At 72.4% G+C, this 18641-nt stretch carries 17 protein-coding genes; 7 read left to right on the forward strand and 10 right to left on the reverse strand.

The window, feature by feature from the left end; genetic code table 11:
• Positions 1-162: 162 nt before the first annotated feature.
• Together GA0070558_RS28250 and GA0070558_RS28255 are read right to left on the reverse strand one after the other, a co-directional pair.
• Positions 163-942: a helix-turn-helix transcriptional regulator gene (locus GA0070558_RS28250; RefSeq protein WP_255700159.1), complete on the reverse strand. Its 780-nt coding sequence runs from the start codon at positions 940-942 to the stop codon at positions 163-165.
• Between the two features lie 453 nt (positions 943-1395).
• On the reverse strand, positions 1396-2469 hold the full coding sequence (locus GA0070558_RS28255) for a carboxymuconolactone decarboxylase family protein (RefSeq protein ID WP_091285289.1): 1074 nt from the start codon (positions 2467-2469) through the stop codon (positions 1396-1398).
• Between the two features lie 365 nt (positions 2470-2834).
• Between GA0070558_RS28255 and GA0070558_RS28260 the strand changes: the two genes are divergently transcribed.
• Positions 2835-3395: a carboxymuconolactone decarboxylase family protein gene (locus GA0070558_RS28260; RefSeq protein ID WP_228986231.1), complete on the forward strand. Its 561-nt coding sequence runs from the start codon at positions 2835-2837 to the stop codon at positions 3393-3395.
• A gap of 25 nt (positions 3396-3420) precedes the next feature.
• On the forward strand, positions 3421-4296 hold the full coding sequence (locus GA0070558_RS28265; RefSeq protein WP_043969044.1) for an SDR family NAD(P)-dependent oxidoreductase: 876 nt from the start codon (positions 3421-3423) through the stop codon (positions 4294-4296).
• Positions 4297-4374: 78 nt separating this feature from the next.
• Here the strand turns inward: GA0070558_RS28265 and GA0070558_RS28270 are convergent, their stop codons facing one another.
• The 3 genes from GA0070558_RS28270 to GA0070558_RS28280 form a co-directional block, all read right to left on the reverse strand.
• On the reverse strand, positions 4375-4980 hold the full coding sequence (locus GA0070558_RS28270; RefSeq protein ID WP_077940240.1) for a copper resistance CopC family protein: 606 nt from the start codon (positions 4978-4980) through the stop codon (positions 4375-4377).
• A complete protein-coding gene (locus tag GA0070558_RS28275) occupies positions 4970-5563 on the reverse strand; it encodes a hypothetical protein (RefSeq protein WP_043969043.1) in 594 nt (197 codons plus the stop codon). Before GA0070558_RS28275 ends, GA0070558_RS28270 begins: the two co-directional genes overlap by 11 nt.
• A gap of 170 nt (positions 5564-5733) precedes the next feature.
• Positions 5734-7080, reverse strand: coding sequence for a carotenoid oxygenase family protein (locus GA0070558_RS28280; protein WP_091285291.1), 1347 nt, complete (start codon positions 7078-7080; stop codon positions 5734-5736).
• Between the two features lie 96 nt (positions 7081-7176).
• Between GA0070558_RS28280 and GA0070558_RS28285 the strand changes: the two genes are divergently transcribed.
• Together GA0070558_RS28285 and GA0070558_RS28290 are read left to right on the forward strand one after the other, a co-directional pair.
• A complete protein-coding gene (locus tag GA0070558_RS28285) occupies positions 7177-7827 on the forward strand; it encodes a TetR-like C-terminal domain-containing protein (RefSeq protein ID WP_077940239.1) in 651 nt (216 codons plus the stop codon).
• Between the two features lie 164 nt (positions 7828-7991).
• The gene (locus GA0070558_RS28290) at positions 7992-9530 is read left to right on the forward strand and encodes a GMC family oxidoreductase (RefSeq protein ID WP_077940247.1); all 1539 of its coding nucleotides are present in this window, start codon (positions 7992-7994) and stop codon (positions 9528-9530) included.
• Between the two features lie 599 nt (positions 9531-10129).
• On the opposite strand, the gene GA0070558_RS28295 is transcribed toward GA0070558_RS28290, so the two are convergent.
• The 4 genes from GA0070558_RS28295 to GA0070558_RS28310 all read right to left on the reverse strand — a co-directional run bounded on the left by GA0070558_RS28295 (position 10130) and on the right by GA0070558_RS28310 (position 14293).
• A complete protein-coding gene (locus tag GA0070558_RS28295) occupies positions 10130-11599 on the reverse strand; it encodes an MFS transporter (protein ID WP_077940238.1) in 1470 nt (489 codons plus the stop codon).
• Between the two features lie 203 nt (positions 11600-11802).
• Positions 11803-12603, reverse strand: a complete 801-nt coding sequence (locus GA0070558_RS28300; protein ID WP_176734410.1) for an SDR family NAD(P)-dependent oxidoreductase — start codon at positions 12601-12603, stop codon at positions 11803-11805.
• A gap of 95 nt (positions 12604-12698) precedes the next feature.
• Entirely contained in the window at positions 12699-13958 is a 1260-nt protein-coding gene (locus tag GA0070558_RS28305) for an RNA polymerase sigma factor (RefSeq protein WP_091285299.1), read from the reverse strand.
• Positions 13955-14293 (reverse strand): YciI family protein, encoded by a 339-nt coding sequence (locus tag GA0070558_RS28310; RefSeq protein WP_091285302.1) that lies wholly within the window; start codon positions 14291-14293, stop codon positions 13955-13957. The genes GA0070558_RS28305 and GA0070558_RS28310 overlap by 4 nt, the downstream gene beginning before the upstream one ends.
• Before the next feature lie 110 nt (positions 14294-14403).
• On the opposite strand from GA0070558_RS28310, the gene GA0070558_RS28315 reads away from it, so the two are divergent.
• A complete protein-coding gene (locus tag GA0070558_RS28315) occupies positions 14404-15288 on the forward strand; it encodes an alpha/beta fold hydrolase (protein WP_077940234.1) in 885 nt (294 codons plus the stop codon).
• A 129-nt stretch (positions 15289-15417) separates the two neighbouring features.
• A complete protein-coding gene (locus tag GA0070558_RS28320) occupies positions 15418-16281 on the forward strand; it encodes a helix-turn-helix transcriptional regulator (RefSeq protein ID WP_256092170.1) in 864 nt (287 codons plus the stop codon).
• A gap of 161 nt (positions 16282-16442) precedes the next feature.
• Here the strand turns inward: GA0070558_RS28320 and GA0070558_RS28325 are convergent, their stop codons facing one another.
• Positions 16443-17192, reverse strand: coding sequence for a DUF899 domain-containing protein (locus GA0070558_RS28325; protein WP_043969032.1), 750 nt, complete (start codon positions 17190-17192; stop codon positions 16443-16445).
• A 229-nt stretch (positions 17193-17421) separates the two neighbouring features.
• Between GA0070558_RS28325 and GA0070558_RS28330 the strand changes: the two genes are divergently transcribed.
• Complete coding sequence (locus GA0070558_RS28330) at positions 17422-18606, forward strand: acyl-CoA dehydrogenase family protein (RefSeq protein WP_091285305.1); 1185 nt, start codon at positions 17422-17424, stop codon at positions 18604-18606.
• Positions 18607-18641: the final 35 nt, after the last annotated feature.

Here is an 18641-nt window from a genome sequence, read left to right on the forward strand (position 1 = left end):
GGCCCGCCGCCTTCTTGCAAGAGGGATCGATCTGGGCGCATCGCCGGGTCCCGTTCGGCGCGCGCCCTCATCCCCCGGTGGCGGCCGTGCCGCCCGATCCGCGGCCCCGTCGCGCCGGGCCGGGGCCCGGGGTCGGGGGTCGCCGCCGCCCGGGGGCGGCGGTCACGACTTGGCCCGGTGCAGCACCCGTGACGGCCGGGCGGTACGCCGGTCGTTGCGGGCGAAGCCGCGGCGATTGCGGGCGGCCGGGTCGGTGCTGTCCAGCTCGGGCAGCGCGATCAGGATGGGCAGGTCGAACACGCCGGTGTGGTGCAGCTCCAGGTCCACCGTGAGGTTGACGCCGGAGCCAACGGTGAGCGCGTCGTACGCGCCGACGGCGAGGGGGCGGCGCATGGACGGCCGGGCCGCGATGTCACCGAGCGCGATCGCCGCGGCGCGCAGGTACCACTCGCCCTCCGGCACGTCGCGCAGCACGTACTCGCCGGAGGCCTCCAGGATGTCGCAGGAGGCGGGCAGGCCCTGCACGATGGGGCTGTCGAAGACACCGACGTACACCTTGACCGGCACGTCGACCGGGGGCAGGACGAGGCGTCCGGAGATGGTGGCCCGGCGGCGCGGGCCGGTCGTGCGGGTGCGGGAGAGCTGCGGGATGCCGTTCTCGGCGAGCCAGCGGTAGCGGGCCGGCGAGATGCCCACGCTGCGGGTGAACCGGCTGATGAAGGTGCCCAGGCTGTTGTAGCCGACGGCGTAGGCGATGTCGGTGACGCTCATGTCGGTCTCGAGCAGCAGGTTCTTGGCCTTGTAGAGCCGGATCGCGGTCAGGAAACGGCCCGGCGAAGTGCCCGTCTTGGACCGGAACAGCCGAGAGAAGTAAAAGCGGCTGAGAAAGGCTGAATCGGCCATTGCATCGAGTGACAGAGGTTCGTGGTAACGATCCCACATGATCGAGATGGCTCTTTCGACGGCGTTGTGCACGGCCAATCACTCCATTCGGTGAACACGTTGGGGACACTCCGGCCACATCCGGGCACGACCTGCCCGGGTATGGTGCCGCCGGTCGCGGGGGTCCCCCGCGACCGGCGACGTTGCCCTGTCCTGGTCGCCACGACTCCGTTGTCGCACCGTGACGGAACAGGTGTTCGATCACCAGGCTTGAATTGTGGAGAAATGCCAGTCCACCGGCCTTGCCGGGTGGCGCGAGTGCGGACCGAAACACATCGGGCCGCGCTTACTGTGAGTGTCCTAAGTGGTCCGGATGGAGTAGGACGATACCATGTATGGAGATCAATCAATACGGAAGTTTCGAATGTTCCCAGAGGCGGCGAGGCGATTTAATCTGACAGACGCAGCGATTATCCGAATTGGTCGGCGATGCCAGCCCTGTCCGCAGTTTGATCACCGCGGGGCCGTGAGCTGGCCACCCAGCCAGCGGGCCGCGGCCATGGCCGACCAGGCGGAGACCTCGACCAGCGCCCGGTCGTCCAGGCCGGCCAGCCGGCAGCCGCGCACGACCGTCGCGTCCACCTGGTAGGACGCGAAGGCGACCAGCAGGGCCAGCCGGGCGACGGGCCGCTGGGGTTCGGACAGCCCCTCGACCAGCCCCTCCACCCAGGCCCGGCTGATCCCCCGCGGACCGCCGTGCCAGCCGACCAGGTTGACCAGCACCAGGTCGCGGACCGCCTCGGGCACCGAGCGCCGGCCCGCCTCCTCGATCGCGGCGCAGGACCGGCCGAACGCCTCCGCGATCGTCGGGCTGCCGGCCGCCCAGGACAGGTCCGCCGGCAGCGACGCGGCGGGCAGCAGGTCCAGCGAGAGACCCGGACCGTGCTGGTGTCGCGACGCGCTCATCATGGCCCAGCCGAGCACCCGCAGCACCATGGGCAGCGCCATCTCCGGCACCCCGGGCGGCAGCGGCACGTCGCGCAGGAACACGTTCACCACCCGGTTGAGGTAGTGCAGCAGCACCGCCACCCCGACCAGCTCCGGCGTCTGGGCGGCGGGGAACGGCGGCGGCTGCGGGGGGTTCCCGCCGGCCGGCATCGCCCAGCCGACGATCCCCTCCAGCTCCGCCGCGCCCGGGCCGGACCCCGGGTCGGGCCGGGTACGGCCGTCCACGCCGACGCCCACACCGACGCCGGTGAGCAGACCCAGCGCGTTGTTGTGGATGGTGGCGCAGTAGGGGCAGGTGTTGCCCAGCGAGACCGCCGTCGCCACCGCCTCCTTGGCCGCGCGCGAGGCGGCCCCGGGGACGACCATCGTCTCCCGCAGCAGCAGCCACGCGGCGGCCAGCACCTCCGGCGCCGGGGCGTGCAGGGCCATCGGTGGGGCCAGCACACCGAAGTCCCTTTCCACCTGCCTGTACACCTCGGCCACCAGACCGCTGGCCCGCCCCCGCCGCACCGGGTCGACGTAACGGATCTGCGTCAACCCGAGCGCGCCCAGCACCGGTCGCAGAACACTTGCCGGCATCACGTACCTCATCCGTCTCTGTGAATTGAAAACAGGTTATCGGCGAAAAGTGCCTTCAGCCAGTAGGCAGTACGGTCCAACCGCGCCGTCGGTTCAACCGCAGGACAGTTCCCGCAGTAGGCAATCTGGGAGAGCACTCCAGCAGCGACGACGTGCCATCATGGGCCAGCGGAATCGCTGCCCGACCGCCGTCGCCAGCGTTTCCGTGTCGCCCCGCAGCCCCGTCGGAGATTGCTGCGGCCAGCACCGACAGCGGCCCTACTTCGTCGTGGAACGCACCGTCGTCCGCCTGGCCTCAGATCGCCCGAGCAACGAGGAGATGGCTCATGGAAACGACGACGAGACAGCCGGGAATCAGAGTCCCGATGATTGACGAGGATCAGGCGCAGGGCCGCACCGCCGAACTCTACGAAGAAATCAAGGCGGTTACCGGGTTGCCATTCGTGCCCGACATGTTCCGGCTCACCTCCACCAATCCGCGGCTGCTCGCGGTGGTGCTCGCCGGCTACGGCGGCATCTTCGGCGGGGACACCCTGCCCCGGCAGCTCAAGGAGCTGATCTCGGCCTGGACGTCCAAGCTGAACGGCTGCCCGTACTGCGTCGGGACGCACAGCTGGTTCCTGAGCCAGTTCGGCGGCAGCGACGAGCTGCTGGAGGCGGTGTCGGACGCCGACAGCGTCGAGGACCTGCCCGTCGACGAGCGCACCATGCCGCTCATGCGGCTGGTGACGAAGGTGAGCACCGGCGCGTACAAGATCACCGACGCGGACTGGGAGCAGGCCGCCGCCGCCGGCTGGAGCGACGCCGAGATGCTCGAGGCGGTCTTCTGCGCCTGCCTGTTCGCGTTCATCAACCGGCTGGTCGACGCCACCGGACTGGGCTCCTCGGTCGACCGCAGCCGCATCGCGCGGCTGGGCGACGAGTGACCCGCGGCCGGGAAGGGACGCCATCATGACCCAGTCACGCGCCATCCTGCTGACCGGCGCCTCGTCGGGCACCGGCATGTCCTCGGGCAGCGGCAAGGCCACCGCGCTGCGGCTGCACCGGGCCGGCTGGCCGGTCTACGCCACCGGACGCAACGTGGAGGCCCTGGCCGACCTGGCCGACGAGGGCATCACGGTGCTCTACCTCGACGTCAACGACGAGGAGTCGATGACCGCCGCGGTCAAGCGGATCACCGACGAGCACGGCGCGGTCGGCACGCTGATCAACAACGCCGCGTACAGCCTCAACGGCACCATCGGCGAGACCCCGATGGACGAGGTCCGCGCCCAGTTCGAGACGAACGTCTTCGGGCTGTGCCGGCTCACCCAGCTGGTCCTGCCCGGCATGCGGGAGCAGGGCGGCGGCCGGATCATCATGATGTCGTCGATCTTCGGCATGTTCGCCACCCCGGGCCGGGGCTACTACCAGGCCACCAAGCACGCGTTGGAGGCCATCAGCGACTCGCTGCGCCTGGAGGTCGCCCCGTTCGGCATCAAGGTGGTGGTGCTCCAGCCGGCGCCCATCCTGGGCGGCTTCGTCCCCGACAGCGTCGCCGACCTGGGCATGGACACCCACGACAACCCCGCCCTGTACCGGGACTTCTGGGAGCACTTCGTCGACTGGCACCAGGCGTACCGGCTCAGCGACAACCCGCCGCTGCGCGGCAAGATCGCCGTCCGCGCCGAGAACGTCGCCAAGGTCCTGGAGACGGCGGTGTCCACCCCGAACCCGCGCATCCGCTACCGGCTCGGCATGCCGCCGCGCCTGCTGCCGAAGATGCGGGCGATGATCGGTGAGCGCGGGTGGGAGAAGTTCGTCCGCGCGTTCTTCCCCATCCCCTGACCGCCCGCACGAGCGGCGCCGACGGATCTCGTCGGCGCCGCTGCGCGTCGCCCGGGGTGCCGTCACGTGCCTCGCCCGTCAGGCCCGGGACTCGTCGATACGCAGGGACCGCGCCCGCCCGCCGCGCGGGCGCAGCCACAGCAGGGCGACGACCACGACCAGCACCACGCCGTCGACGAACAGCAGGAAGGCGCTGAAGCCGTCGATGCCGTGCCCGTGCGCGTCGACCACCACATTCGTGCTGGCCTGGCGCGCCGCGTCGTCCAGGGGGGCCGGCGCGACGCCGGTGCCCGCGCTGAACCGGTACGCCCCGGTGCTGGTCGTGCCGTCGGCGAAGGTGACGTGGTAGGCCACGGTGTAGTCGCCGGCGCCGTCGATGCGCAGCGGCAGCCGCAGCCGGGTGGAGCCGACGCGGGTCGGCTCGGCGTCGGTGAGCCGCCCGCCGGTGGCGTCGAGCACCGCGACGTGCGACTGTCCCTCGTCGACCTCGGCGTCGAAGCCCAGGGTCACCTCGGCCGGCGCGGTGGTGAGCACCGCGCCGGCCGACGGTTCGGCGGAGACCGGGCCATCGGCGGCCCGGGCCGCACCGGGGGTGAGCGCGAGCAGCCCGGCGACCGCCGCCGCCACGGCGGTGGCCGCCGCCCGGCGACGGCCACCGGACGGGCGGCTCAGCTCACGCGGCATGGGGGGCGAGGGACCGGCCGGCGACGCGGTGCCCGACGCAGCTGCACGTCATCAGCTCCTGCTCCTGCCGGTTCGGCCGCAGGTGCAGGTACATCGCGATCACCATGGGGATGAAGACCACGGAGTTGTAGAACAGGTGCAGCTCCACCCGCGGCAGCACGAGCTGCAGGATGCTGGTCGGCACCTTCTGGCCGAAGAACATGGTGCCGGACTGCACCTGCCACAGCAGCAGGAAGTGCTCGATGTGGTGCCAGAACTGGATGGCCAGCGCCACGGTCCACCAGGTGCGGGCGCGGCCGACGAAGCCCCGGCGCAGCGCGAAGAGGAAGACCAGCATCACGATGGCGTAGCCGTAGTGCAGCCACTCGGAGGAGACCAGCCACGGGTAGAACTGCCCGAGCACCCCCCGCGCCTTCGGCCGGGGCATCCCCAGGACCCAGATCTGGTACGCCTGGACCAGGTGCTCGGCCCAGTGCGCCAGCACGACGAAGAGGAAGACGTTGAGGGCGGCCCGGTGGTGGGCCCCGTTGAGCCGGCCGAGCAGCCCCGAGGACGGAGCAGCGGTGGAGAGGGGTTGGGACATCTTTTACACCTTCCGTAATGACGCGGGAGAGTGGAAACGCGGGAGAATCGCCATACGGCCCGTGTGAAGCGAGACAGCGGCTGCCGCGAAGCTAACCGGCCGACCCGCGCCGCAGTTCCTCCAGATTGCCCAGGTGCTGTCGGAAACCCGTCCGTTCTCCGGGCGTCGGCTCAGGAGCCGATCCAGTTGGCGTGGAATCCGCTGGGCACCCGGCCGGGCAGGTGCACGACGGCCACCGGCTCCCCGGTGAAGTCGCCGGCGTCGAGCACCACCAGGTCGCTGCGGCCGGTGCGCCCGTCGTGGACGTACGTCAACAGCCAGCCGTCGTCCTCGGCCGAGAGCGGCCCGCGCGGGACGAACACCGCCTCCCCGGCCTCCCGGTGCGGCCCGAAGTCGTGCACCGCCACCTCCCGGCGCTGCAGGTCGTGACGCAGCAGCGCCGAGCCGCCCAGCACCCCCGCGCCGGACTGCATGGCCACCGTGTAGGCGTACCGGTGCCGCATCGTCTTGCGGCGCTCGTCGATGCGGGGGAACTCCTGGGGGATGTCGTCGAGCTGCTCGGCGGCGACGGTGCCCCGGGTCAGGTCCAGCGTCCAGCGCCACAGCGTCGGCGCGGACTCCCCCGGGGCGTGCAGGTCGCGGTCGAAGACCCGGTCGTGGCGCACCACGTCGACCACGCAGGTGTCGTCGACCTCGTAGGCGTTGACGGGGTGGAAGACGTAGCAGGGGTCGACGTCGAACCAGCGCACGTCGGCGCCGCGCCCTTCGCGGGGCAGCAGCCCGAGCCGCGCCGCACGCCCGCGCTGCCACGCGTACGGGAAGCGGGAGCCCGCCCGGGCCAGCGTCGGCGAGAAGGTGACCGGAAGGTCGAACAGCACCGAGTGCCGGTCGGTCAGCGCCAGCGAGTGCATCAGCGGCGGCCCGGCGACCTCGATGCGCTCGCTGCGGCGCACCCGCCCCTCGGGGGTCAGCACGAGGTGCTCGACGTAGGGCAGCTCGTGGTAGTAGGCCACGGCGAACAGCTCGCCGGTGACCGGGTCGCACTCGGCGTGGGCGGCGAAGCCGTGCGGCAGGGTGGCGTCGAAGTCGATGCGGGCCACGGAGCCCAGTTCGTCGTCCAGCTCGACCGGCAGCACGCCGGCCTCGCCGAGGGCGAGGGTGCGCCCGCCGTGCCGGATGACGTTGGCGTTGGCGTTGTCGGACAGCCCGTGCCGCGGGCCGGGAAGGGCCAGCTCGCCCAGGGCTCGGGTGGTGCGGTCGGTGCGGATCCACCGGTTGCGGTACCACAGCGCGCGGCCGGAGCGCAGGCGCACGCCGTGCACCATGCCGTCGCCGACGAGGGCGTGGCCGGGCCGGTCGCCGCCCACCGGGTTGGGCCCGATGCGCACGAAGCAGCCGTCCAGCTCGGCGGGCAGCCGCCCGGTGACCGTCAGGTCGAGCTCCGTCGCCTCGGTGGCGACGGGGCGCCGGTTGTCGTTGCGGTAGGGGGTTCTGGGGGCGAGGGCGACGACGCTCATTGCGGCCTCCACGAGCTGGGGCGATCTTTTTGCGTATCGCGGTTACGTAACAGCGTTACTTCATCGAAGGTACGCCGGGCGTGAGATCATGTCAACGTGAGTCCGCGCCGAATCGACCCGACCCTGGCGACCGCCCTGCTGGAGGCCGCGGCCCGGCTGCTGGCCGAGGAGGGCGCCGCCGGCCTCACCACGCGCCGCCTCGCCGCCGCCGTGGGCGCCTCGACCACGGCCGTCTACACGCACTTCGGCGGGATGGACAACCTGGTCCGGGCGATGGTGCACGAGGGCTTCGCCCGGCTGCACCGGCGGATGTCGACCGTGCGGGCCACCTCCGACGCGGTCGCCGACGTGATGGCCCTCGGGTACGCGTACCGGGCCAACTCCCTCGACCACCCGCAGCTCTACCAGGTCATGTTCGGCAGCGCCGCGCTCGGCGGGTTCGCCCTGTCCGAAGGCGACCGGCAGCACGGCAAGTACACGCTCCAGCCGCTGGTCGACGCGGTGGCCCGGGCCACCGAGCAGGGCCGGTTCCGGGCCGGGGACCCGCTGCTGGTCGCGCAGAACATGTGGATCGCCCTGCACGGGCTGGTGAGCCTCGAACTCGGCGGCTACCTGATCGACCCGTACGACGCCGACGTCTGCTTCGAGGCGCAGCTGCGCTCGCTGATGGCCGGCGCGGGCGACGACTACGAGGCGACCGCCGCCTCGCTGGCCCGGGCTCGCCGGCGGCGCTCCCCCCGCGCCTGACAGCGCGCCGACGGCAGCGCACGGCAACGGCGGAGAAGCGACGCGCATCCCCCGGTGTGATGCTCAGGACGGGTCCCGAGCACGTCCGCAATGGAAGCGCATCCACTCCTGTCCGCCCACGCCGGCAGGATCGCCCATCCCCCACGCACCGAAGGACGCCGATGATGCACGGAATCGATTATCTGGTGGTCGGATCCGGCTCCGCCGGAGCCGCGCTGGCCGCCCGGCTCAGTGAGGACCCCGCCCGCCGGGTGCTACTGCTGGAGGCGGGCCCCGACTTCGCGACGGTGGCCGAGACGCCGACCGACCTGATCGACGGCAGCGCCATGTCGATGGACCGCCACGACTGGCACTTCAAAGCCGAGATCACCGACCGGCGGCGGATCATCTTCCCGCGCGGGAAGGTCACCGGCGGCTCCTCCGCCGTCGGCGCGACCATCGCGCTGCGCGGCACCCCGAACAACTTCGACGAGTGGGCCGAGCTGGGCAACCCGGCCTGGGCCTGGGACGAGGTGCTGCCGTTCTACAAGCGGCTCGAGGACGACCAGGACTTCGACAACGAATACCACGGCAAGGGCGGCCCCATCCCGATCCACCGGTTCACGCCCGACGAGATGACCCCGGTGCAGCACGTGTTCCGCGACGCCTGCGTCAAGGCCGGCTTCCCCGAGGTCGAGGACCACAACCACCCGGAGGCCACCGGCGTCGGCCCCATTCCGTCCAACCGCCAGGGCAGCCACCGGTTCTCCACCGCGATGGGGTACCTGGCCGAGGCACGCGGCCGGGAGAACCTGGAGATCCGCTCCGGGGTCCAGGTCAACCGGGTGCTGTTCACCGGCAACCGGGCGCGCGGCGTCGAGGTCGCCAAGGCCGGCGGCGGCACGGAGGTGATCGAGGCCGGCACCGTCGTGCTGGCCGCCGGGGCGGTCAACTCGCCCGCCATCCTCATGCGCTCGGGCATCGGCCCGGCCGGTGACCTGCGGCGGCTGGGCATCGACGTGGTGCTGGACCGGCCCGGGGTGGGCGCGGACCTGATCGACCACCCGCGCACCGGCGCGTTCATGGTGCCGCAGGAGGGGAGCTTCAGCCCCGAGGACCCGTTCCTGCAGACGATCCTGCGGACCACCGCGCCGGGTTCGACGGAGTTCAACGACCTCCAGTACTACATGATCAACCACTTCGACCTGACGCTCTTCCCCGAGCTGCAGATGCTGGCCGCCGCGAAGACGATCTTCGGGGTGATGGTCGTGCACCAGCGGCCCGAGTCCCGGGGACGGCTCACCCTCACGTCGGCCGATCCCACCGCCCCGCCGGACGTCGTGCTCAACTTCCTCGACACCGAGCGCGACATCCAGACCCTCGTCGACGCCGTGCGCCAGTGCTGGCAGTTCATGCAGACCGCGGGCATCAACGACCAGGGGCAGCGGTTCGTGGTGCTCGGCGAGGACATGGTCGCCGACGACGAGCTGATGCGCCACTACGTCAGGCTCAGCCTCGACAGCGGCTACCACCCCGTCGGCACCGCCCGGATGGGCGCGGCCGGCGACGAGGGGGCGGTGGTCGACGAGCGGCTGCGGGTGCACGGCACCGAGGGCCTCTACGTCTGCGACGCCTCCGTCATGCCGTCGATCGTCAACTGCAACACCAACCTCACCTCCATCATGATCGGTGAGCGGCTCGCCGACTGGCTCCGGCAGTCCTGACCGGTCCCCACCGACACGGGCGCCCCGCGGTGCGAAACCCCGCGGGGCGCCCGTCTCACTGTGGGCCCTGGGGGGTCGGGGCCTGCCTGGGGTCTCGTGGCCTGGGTCTCGCGACCTGGGGCGGTCCGGGAACGGGCACGGTGGCCGGCGACGCGACGCGGCGCGTGCCGCCTCCGGCACACTCGCGTGCCGACTAGGGAGCTGAGTCAGCTACGACATCACGTCGGATCACGCCGGCCAGCGCGGTGCCCCGGGGGCCGGGCCGGTGCTGCCCGGCTCGCCGGCAGGCACCACGCTGGCCGGTGATGTCGTAGCTGACTCAGCTCCCTAGGCGCCGGCGGGACCAACCTCTACCGACCGCTGCAGGCGGGGCCGACCACTGTAGGCGGGTCCCCGCGCGCCCTCAGGCCGACACTGCCGGCAGGCCGGCACCGCAGCCGCCTGAGACAGGCAGCGCCCGACAGCCGCCGCCCGACACGACGCGGGCCGCCCGCCGGATGGCAGACGGCCCGAGGCGCGACCACGCGGTGTACGGAGCGCCCAGGGGGGTGTGGGACCGACGCTCCGTACACCGCGGTCGACAGGCGCGCTGGGGGCGCCTAGACCGTGTTCTCGCTGACCTTTCGCGGCACGGGCACCGGCGCGGGCTGCTGCGCCTCGGCCGTGGGCACCGGCTCCTGCCGCTCGGCGGCGGACGACGACGGCCCGGCCGGGACGCCCCGGTCCCGCAGGCCGATCCAGATCAGCGCCACGGACACCAGGATCACCACGATCTGCACCTGCATGGCGAAGTGGACGCCGTCCAGCACGTCCGTGCGGGCGGCCACGAGCGCCCCGAAGATCGGGATGCCGATGGTGACCGCAATCTGCTGGGCCAGGGTGGCCAGGCCGGTCGCCAGGCCCTGCTGCGAGTCGTCCAGGCCGGAGGTGGCGGTCACCGTGTAGGCGACGACGGCCGTGACGTGCCCGAAGTACATCAGGAACAGCGACGGCACGATCAGGGCTAGGCTCGGCGTGGTCGACGTGCCGGTCAGCAGCAGCGGGACGGTGGTCAGGCCCTGCGCCAGCAGGCCGACGGCGAGGACGTTGCGGTAGCCGTACCTGCCGATCATGCGGCCGGCGATGACGCCGGCGACGACGGCCACCAGGCCCGGCCCGCCGAACACCAGACCGGTGGTGAACGGGGCCATCTTGAGCACGTCCTGCATGTAGAGGGTGAGGCCGAAGTTGACGCCGCTGGCCATCACGAAGGCGACGATGCCGCCGTAGTTGCCCCACTTGATGTTCGGCCGGTTGAGCAGGGTCAGCGACACCAGGGGCGCCTTGGCCTTCAGCTCGACGAACCAGAAGGCCGCGATGAGCACCGCGCCGATGACGAGGCCGATCCAGCTCTGCATGCTCACGCCGTAGACCAGGGCGAGCAGGCCGGCGGTGACCGTGACGGCGCCCGGCACGTCGAGCTTGATGCCGGCGGGACGGACGCTCTCCTTGATCACCAGCGGGGTCAGCACCATGATGGCGACCGCCACCGGCACGTTGATCCAGAACGCCCAGCGCCAGTCCAGGGCGCTGACCAGGCTGCCGCCGACCAGGGCGCCGACGGTGAAGCCACCGGAGAGCAGCGCGCCGTTGAGGCCCAGCACCCGGGCGCGGGCCCGCTCGTCGGAGACGGTGGTGATCAGCAGCGCCATCGCGGCCGGGATGGCGATCGCGTTGGCGAAGCCCTGCAGCACGCGGGCGCTGAGCAGCATCGTCGCGTTGGTCGCGAAGCCGCCGAGCAGCGAGGCCACGGTGAGCAGCGCGATGCCGGTCAGGAACAGCCGCCGCCGGCCGAACAGGTCGGCGACCCGGCCGAACAGGAGCGTGAAGCCGGCGGCGGGCAGCGCGTACGCGCTGGCCACCCACGGCAGGTCGGCCAGCGAGAGGCCGACGCCCTCCCCCATGCGGGGCAGCGCCACGTTGAGGATGGAAAAGTCGACCGACAGCATGAACTGCGCGCCGAGCAGGACGAATAGGGCAAGTTTCTGCGCGGAGCTGAGCTGCTCCGACGTGCTCTGGTTCTCCGCCATGACCACGAACCCTAGGTAGCCGCGGCCCTGCTACCTATCCCCCTGCCATGCGTACCACTGGCAGTGGCACCCTCGGCACCCGCCGTGCCGGTCCCGTTCCACGCTACCCGCACGGCGCTCTCTTCGAGCTTGCTCTATTTCCCGCCCGCCGTCGAGAGGCACCGGCTGCCCGGGGACCGCGACCCCGGGCAGCCGGCGGGCGATCAGTCGACGAGCACTCCGCATCCGACGGTGGTGATCGAGCCGGTGAGGCCGCTGGACAGGTCCGAGGCGAGGTACACGGCGGTGCCGGCCACGTCGGCCAGGGTCACCGCCCGGCCCAGCAGCGGGTTCGGCATGCCCGGCTTGGCGGCGAGCATGTCCTCCAGCGTCGCCCCGTTGGCCTCGGCCGCGCGCCGCCACGTCTCGCGGACGTACGAGCCGTGCTGCACGCTCTCCGGGATCGCGTCGGGCCGCAGGCAGACCACCCGCACCCCGAACGGGCCCACCTCGCCGGCCAGTTCCCGGGCCAGCGACTCGATGCCGGCGCAGGCCACGCCGAAGCCGCCCGAGGGCATGGGCGCCCGCGCGGCGGACGTCGACAGCACCACGATGGCCCCGCTGCGCTGCTCCACCATCCGCCGCGCCGCCGCCGCAGTGGTGAGGAACTGGGTGCGCACGAAGGTGTTCATCGGCAGCAGGAAGTCGTCCAGGGACAGCTCGCGCAGCGGGACGCCCTGCACGTGGTCCAGGCCGACGGCGTTGAACGACACGTCGATGCTCCCGGCCCGCTCGGCGACCAGCTCCGCGTGGGCGTCGACCGCCTCCGGGTCGAGCGCGTCGACCTGGTGGGCGTACGCCCGGCCGCCGTCGGCGGCGATCTCCTTGGCGAGCATCTCGACCCGGTCCAGGTGGTGGCCGGCCAGGTACACGGTGGCGCCCTCCCGGGCGTAGGCGCGCGACACCGCGCTGCCCAGCGCGCCCGCGGCGCCGTAGACGATCGCCGTCCTGTTCTCCAGCAGCATGTCTGATCCCCTCGTCGTGGGCGGGTCCGGCGGCGCCGGACCGGGTTCGTCAGACCGACGGGCGACCCTCGGGGAAATATACATTTGCTGCCGATTTATTTGGCTTGATCCGCAGAGGTGCCGGTCACCTCCGCCAGGCGGTCCCGCAGGTAGCGGCGCTCGACGTCGTTGCCGGCGAGCCCGAGCGCCCGCCGGTACGCCCCGGCCGCGTCGTCCCGCCGGCCGAGCCGGCGCAGCAGGTCGGCGCGGACGGCCGGGACGAGGTGGTGACCGGCCAGCTCGCCGGAGCGCTCCACCTGCTCCAGCAGCTCCAGCCCGCGCAGCGGGCCGTGCGCCATCGCGACCGCCACCGCCCGGTTGAGCAGCACCACGGCCGAGGGCGTCAGCTCGGCCAGCTCGGCGTAGAGCCCGGCGATCTGGGCCCAGTCGGTGCGCGCGGCGTCGGGGGCGCTCGCGTGGCAGGCCGCGATCGCCGCCTGCACCTGGTAGGGGCCCGGCCGCCCGTGGCGCAGCGCCCGCTCCAGCAGGTCCATCCCCTCGGCGATGCGGCCCCGGTCCCACCGTCGGCGGTCCTGCCGCTCCAGCGGCACCAGGTCGCCGTGCGCGTCCGTGCGGGCGTCGCGCCGGGCGTCGTGCAACAGCATCAGCGCGAGCAGCCCGAGGGTCTCCGGGTCGTCGGGCAGCAGCCGGGCCAGCAGGCGGGCCAGCCGCACGGCCTCCGCGCACAGCCCGCGCCGCAGCAGGTCCGCGCCGGCCGTGGCGGCGTACCCCTCGGTGAACAGCAGGTACAGCACCGCGCGCACCGCCGCGGCCCGGCCGGGCAGCTCGGCGGCCGGCGGCAACTCGCCGCGCAGGCCGGCCTCGCGGACGCCACGCCGGGCCCGCACCAGCCGCTGCGCGAGGGTGCCCGGCGTGACCAGGAGGGCGCGGGCGATCTCGTCCGGGCCGAACCCCACGACGGTACGCAGGGTCAGCGCGACCTGCGACGTCAGCGACAGCGCGGGATGGCAGCAGGTGAAGATCAGCCGGAGCTGGGCGTCGCGGATCACCGGCGGCACCGGCGGGGCGTCGTCGTACGCCGACAGGGTGACCGCGGCCTCGCGCAGCCGGGCGGCGGCCATGCTCTCGTGCCGCAGCCGGTCGACGGCCCGGTTGCGTGCCACGGTCGTCAGCCAGGCCCCGGGCCGGCGTGGCACTCCCTCGCCGCGCCAGCGCTGCACCGCGGCGGCGAACGCGTCCTGCACGCAGTCCTCGGCCAGGGCCCGGTCCCCGGTGAGGGCGACCAGTGTGCCGACGAGCTGGCGGTATTCCCGGCGGAACGCCGCGGCCACGGCGGCGTCGACCGTGAAGGTCACCGGCTCCAGACCGGCCTCACCTCGATGACGCCCAGCTCGGCGAACGGGTGCAGGGCGGCCAGCTCCGTCGCCTCGTCGAGGTCGGCGCAGCGCAGCAGGACGAACCCGCCCACCTGCTCCCGGGCCTCGACGAACGGCCCGTCGGAGACCAGCGTGGCACCGGCCCGGGAGCGCACCGTGCGGCCGGCGCGGCCGGGGCGCAGGCGCTGCCCGCCCGCGAACGCCCCGCGCCGGCGCACCTCGTCGAGCCAGGCCCGGTGCCGGGGGTGGTCGTCGATCTCCGCGGGGCTCAGCTCGCCGGCCTCGTCGTGATAGATCACCAGTGCGTACTCCACCCTCGCCCTCCCAGGTCCGCGCATTACAACGAGGCAGCACGCAGGAAGAAGCGGGGGGTGTTCGGCTCGGCCAGTCTTGGTGCAATCCATGCCCGCCGAGGAGGCATCCCATGCGTCAATCACAGGTCACCGTCAACGGTGTCGACATCGCATACCGTGAGTTCGGCGAGGGCCCCCTGGCCCTGCTGGTGCACGGTTTCCCGTTCACCCCCAACTCGTTCCGGCACCTGGTGCCGGTGCTGGTCGACGCCGGCTACCGGGTGGTGACGCCGTGGACCCGCGGCTTCGCCCCCAGCTCCGTCCCGCCGCCGGGCCGCGAGCACATCCGCGACATGGTGGCCGACGTCAACGCGCTGCACGAGGTGCTCGGCGGCGACGAGCGGGCGGTGCTGATCGGGCACGACTTCGGGGCCGCCGTCGCGTGGGCCGCCGTGGTGCAGGCGCCGGAGCGCTGGTCGCGGCTGGTCGCCTGTGACGTGCCGCCGTTCCAGTTCTTCGGCGAGTACCTGCTCGACCCCCGGGGCATCAACGTCCAGGCCCACTTCTGGTTCTTCCAGATGGCCGCCGCCGACGAGCTGGTCGCCGCCAACGACCTGGCCTTCCTGGAGTTCATGCTGCACAAGTACTCCCGCGACGGCTACGACGTCACGCAGGACCTGGCCGACATCCGGGCCGCCCTGGGCAAGCCGGAGAACCTGCACGCCGCCCTGGGCATGTACCGGACCAACTTCCCGCCGGCGACGTTCGGCACCCCCGAGTGGGGGGCCGAGCAGGGGGCGCTGTGGGGCGCCCTGCCGACGCAGCCGACGCTGAACATCTTCGGCGTGCAGGACGTCGCCTTCGCGATGAACGAGGAGAAGCTGGCCCGGATCGTCGAGGCCCTGCCGAAGGGGTCGGCCGGCGCGCTGGTCCCCGACTCGCGGCACGTCCCGCTGACCGAACAGCCGGAGATCACCAACGCCCACATCCTGCGCTTCCTGACCGAAACGGCCTGACCGTCCGATCAGGACACTAGTCCGGCTCCGGCCGGGTCCGGCGGACTCCGCCCGCCCGGCCGGAAACCGTTGGTACTCCTACGGTGGGTACCACTGACAGTGTCATGCTCGTCGGTCATACTGAGTCGCATGAATCCGCTGGGCGAGTTCCTCCGATCGCGACGCGGCGTCATCCGCCCGCAGGACGCCGGCCTGACCCGCTACGGCGAGCGCCGGCGGGTCTCCGGGCTGCGCCGCGAGGAGCTGGCCCAGCTCGCCGGGGTCAGCGTCTCCTACTACACCCGGCTGGAGCAGGGCCAGGCGCACAACGTGTCCGACGAGGTGCTCGACGCGGTCGCCCGGGCGCTGCAGCTCGACGGCGACGAGCGGGCCCACCTGTTCGTGCTGGCCCGCCCCGGCCGGGCGACGACCGGCCGGGCCACCCGGTCCCACACCACGCCGCCGGCCCTGCACCAGATGCTCGCGATGATGCCCGACGTGCCGGCGATGGTGCTCGGCGCCGCGACCGACGTGCACGCCTGGAACCCGCTGGGCCACGCCCTGCTCGCCTGGCACCTCGACGAGGCGCCCAACATGAGCAGGTCGGTCTTCCTCGACCCGCGCATGCGCGAGCTGTACGCCGACTGGCCGGGCAAGGCCCGCTCGGTGGTGGCCTACCTGCGGATGGCCGTGGGGCGCTACCGGGGCGACCGCCGGGTCGTCGGGCTGGTCGAGGAGCTGCTGTCGCGCAGCCCCGAGTTCGCCGGCATGTGGGCCGAGCACCCGGTGAGCACCTGCGAGACGATGACCTACGACATGGCCCACCCGGTCGTCGGGGCGCTGACGGTCAACCAGCACACGCTGCGGCTGGAGGACACCCCCGACCTGATGCTGGTCACCTTCACGGTCGAGGCCGGCTCGCCGTCGGCGGCGGCGCTGCGGATGCTCGGCGGCATCCCCCGCCGCGCCCCCGCCCCGGTGCCCCCGCCCCGGCACAGCGTCACCGTCCCCTGAGTCGTCCGCGCACCCGGTGCCGCCCGCACCCGCGGGAATCCACCCCTCGGGGCCGCCCGCGCACACGGCGGCGGCCGGCTCCCCGGGGACGGCCTGCGCCGCCCGGCCGGGAACCGGCCGCCCCGACGGGTGGAGCGCCGCCGCGCCCCACCACACCGGCGTCACTGCGTCCCGGCCTCCGCCGGCTGCGCGGGCGCGCCGTCCTGGCGCACCCGGAACTTGTTGACCCCGGTCCACCAGTTCTCACCCGGGTTGACGGCCTCGTCGGAGTCGTAGCGGTCGTGGTGACGCCACCAGTCCCACGGGTGGGCCAGCCCCTCCTCCTGCCGCCCCAGCGGGGTGACGTCGAGGTAGTTGTAGGTGTTGATGAAGACCTCGCCGCCCCGGTCGAACACCGAGCTGGCGTGGTAGATCTTCTCGCCGTCGCGGATGAACGAGCTGACCGCCGGCAGCTCGCCCTTCTCCATCGAGACGTTGAAGTCGTAGTTGAAGTCGCTGCCGAACGACGAGACCCACGGGATGTGGCTCCAGCCCATCCGGGCCTTGAACTGCTCGATCTTCTCGATCGGCGCGCGGGCGATCATCACGAACGAGGTGTCCCGCGCGTGCATGTGCGACAGGTTGCCGACGTTGTCGGCCTGCATCGAGCAGCCGACGCAGCCCTCCTTCGCCTCCGGGGCGAACATGAAGTGCCGCACGATGAGCTGGCGGCGGCCCTGGAACAGGTCGAGCAGCGTCACCCGGCCCGACGGCGAGTCGAACACGTACTCCTTCTCCACCGGCACCACGGGCATGGCCCGGCGGGCGGCGCTGAGCTGGTCGCGGGCGCGGGTCAGCGCCTTCTCCTCCTCCAGGAGCTGCTCCCTGGCGGTGGTCCATTCCTCACGCGAGACGATCTGCGGAAAAGCCATCGTTCCTCCCTCAACGGTCGCCGCCGGGCCGGGGGAAGGCCGGGCGACACCTGCGAGCCTGGCACGGGCCCCGCATGCCGACTTCTCCCCTCGTGCCCTTCCGCGTCCGGTCGTCCTGTATGGACGCCGGGCAATCCGGAAGAGGTTGCGGCGCGCGGAGTGTGACAGCGTCGAGGGCGCCTGGCCGACACGACCCCGGTCGATCCGGTCGCCCCGTTGAGGAGGACACGTGTCCACGACCACCGAAGCACCCACCCACGAGGAGCTGGTCCAGCGGGCGGCGGGTCTCGTCCCGCTGATCCGCAAGCACGCGGCGTGGCAGGAGGAGAATCGTCGGCTGCACGACGAGACGGTAGCCGCGATCGAGGAGGCGGGGCTGTTCAAGCTCCGCACGCCCCGCCGCTACGGCGGGTACGAGGTGGACACCCGCACGCTCGTGGCGGTCGCCACCGAGCTGGGCCGGGGCGACGCCAGCACCGCCTGGGTCACCTCGGTGCTGTGGATCCCCACCTGGCTCGCCGGCCTGTTCCCCGACGAGGCCCAGGACGAGGTGTTCGCCGTCCCCCACGCCCGGGTGTGCGGCACCAACAGCGTCGGCGGCACGGCCGTGCCCACCGGAGGGGGATTCGTCGTCAACGGCAGCTGGCACTTCATCAGCGGGGCCCACCACGCGCAGTGGCAGGAGATCGCGGTGGTCGTGGTGCGCCCGGACGCGGAGCCGGAGCCGATCATGGCGCTGGTGCCGATCGGCAGCCTGGAGATCGTGGACGACTGGTACACCACCGGCCTGACCGCCACCGGCAGCGTCACCACCGTGGCCCGGGACCTGTTCGTCCCGAGCAGCCACATCATCCCGATGAGCGCGGCGATGATCCCGCAGGGCCTGTCGCAGGGCAACGCCGACTCCCCCGTCTGGCGCACCCCGGCGGCGCTGAACGCGGCGGCGTCGGGCGTGGGCGCGGCCGTCGGCGTGGCCAAGTCCGCCCGCGACGAGTTCTTCGACCGGCTGCCCGGTCGGAAGATCACCTACACGGAGTACGAGAACCAGAGCGAGGCCCCGGTCACCCACCTGAAGGTCGGCACCGCGCTCATGAAGATCGAGCAGGCCGAGTTCCACGCGTACCACGCCGCTGACCTGGTCGACACCAAGGCGGCCACCGGCGCCGAGTGGACCCTCGAGGAACGGGCCCGGGTGCGCGCCGACCACGGCTGGGCGACCCGGCTGGCCAAGGAGGCGGTGGACATCTTCGCCTCCGCCAGCGGCGGCACCTCCATCTACCGGGACGTGCCGATCCAGCGGATCGTCCGGGACGTCAACGCGATGAGCCTGCACGGGCTGATCAACCCCGACACCAACACCGAGCTGTACGGGCGGGTCGTCTGCGGCCTGGGCCCGAACACCCTGTTCGTCTGAGCCGTCCCGCGCGGCTCCCCCAGCCTCGCCGCGCT

Source organism: Micromonospora haikouensis (genome assembly GCF_900091595.1).
Lineage (GTDB): Bacteria > Actinomycetota > Actinomycetes > Mycobacteriales > Micromonosporaceae > Micromonospora > Micromonospora haikouensis.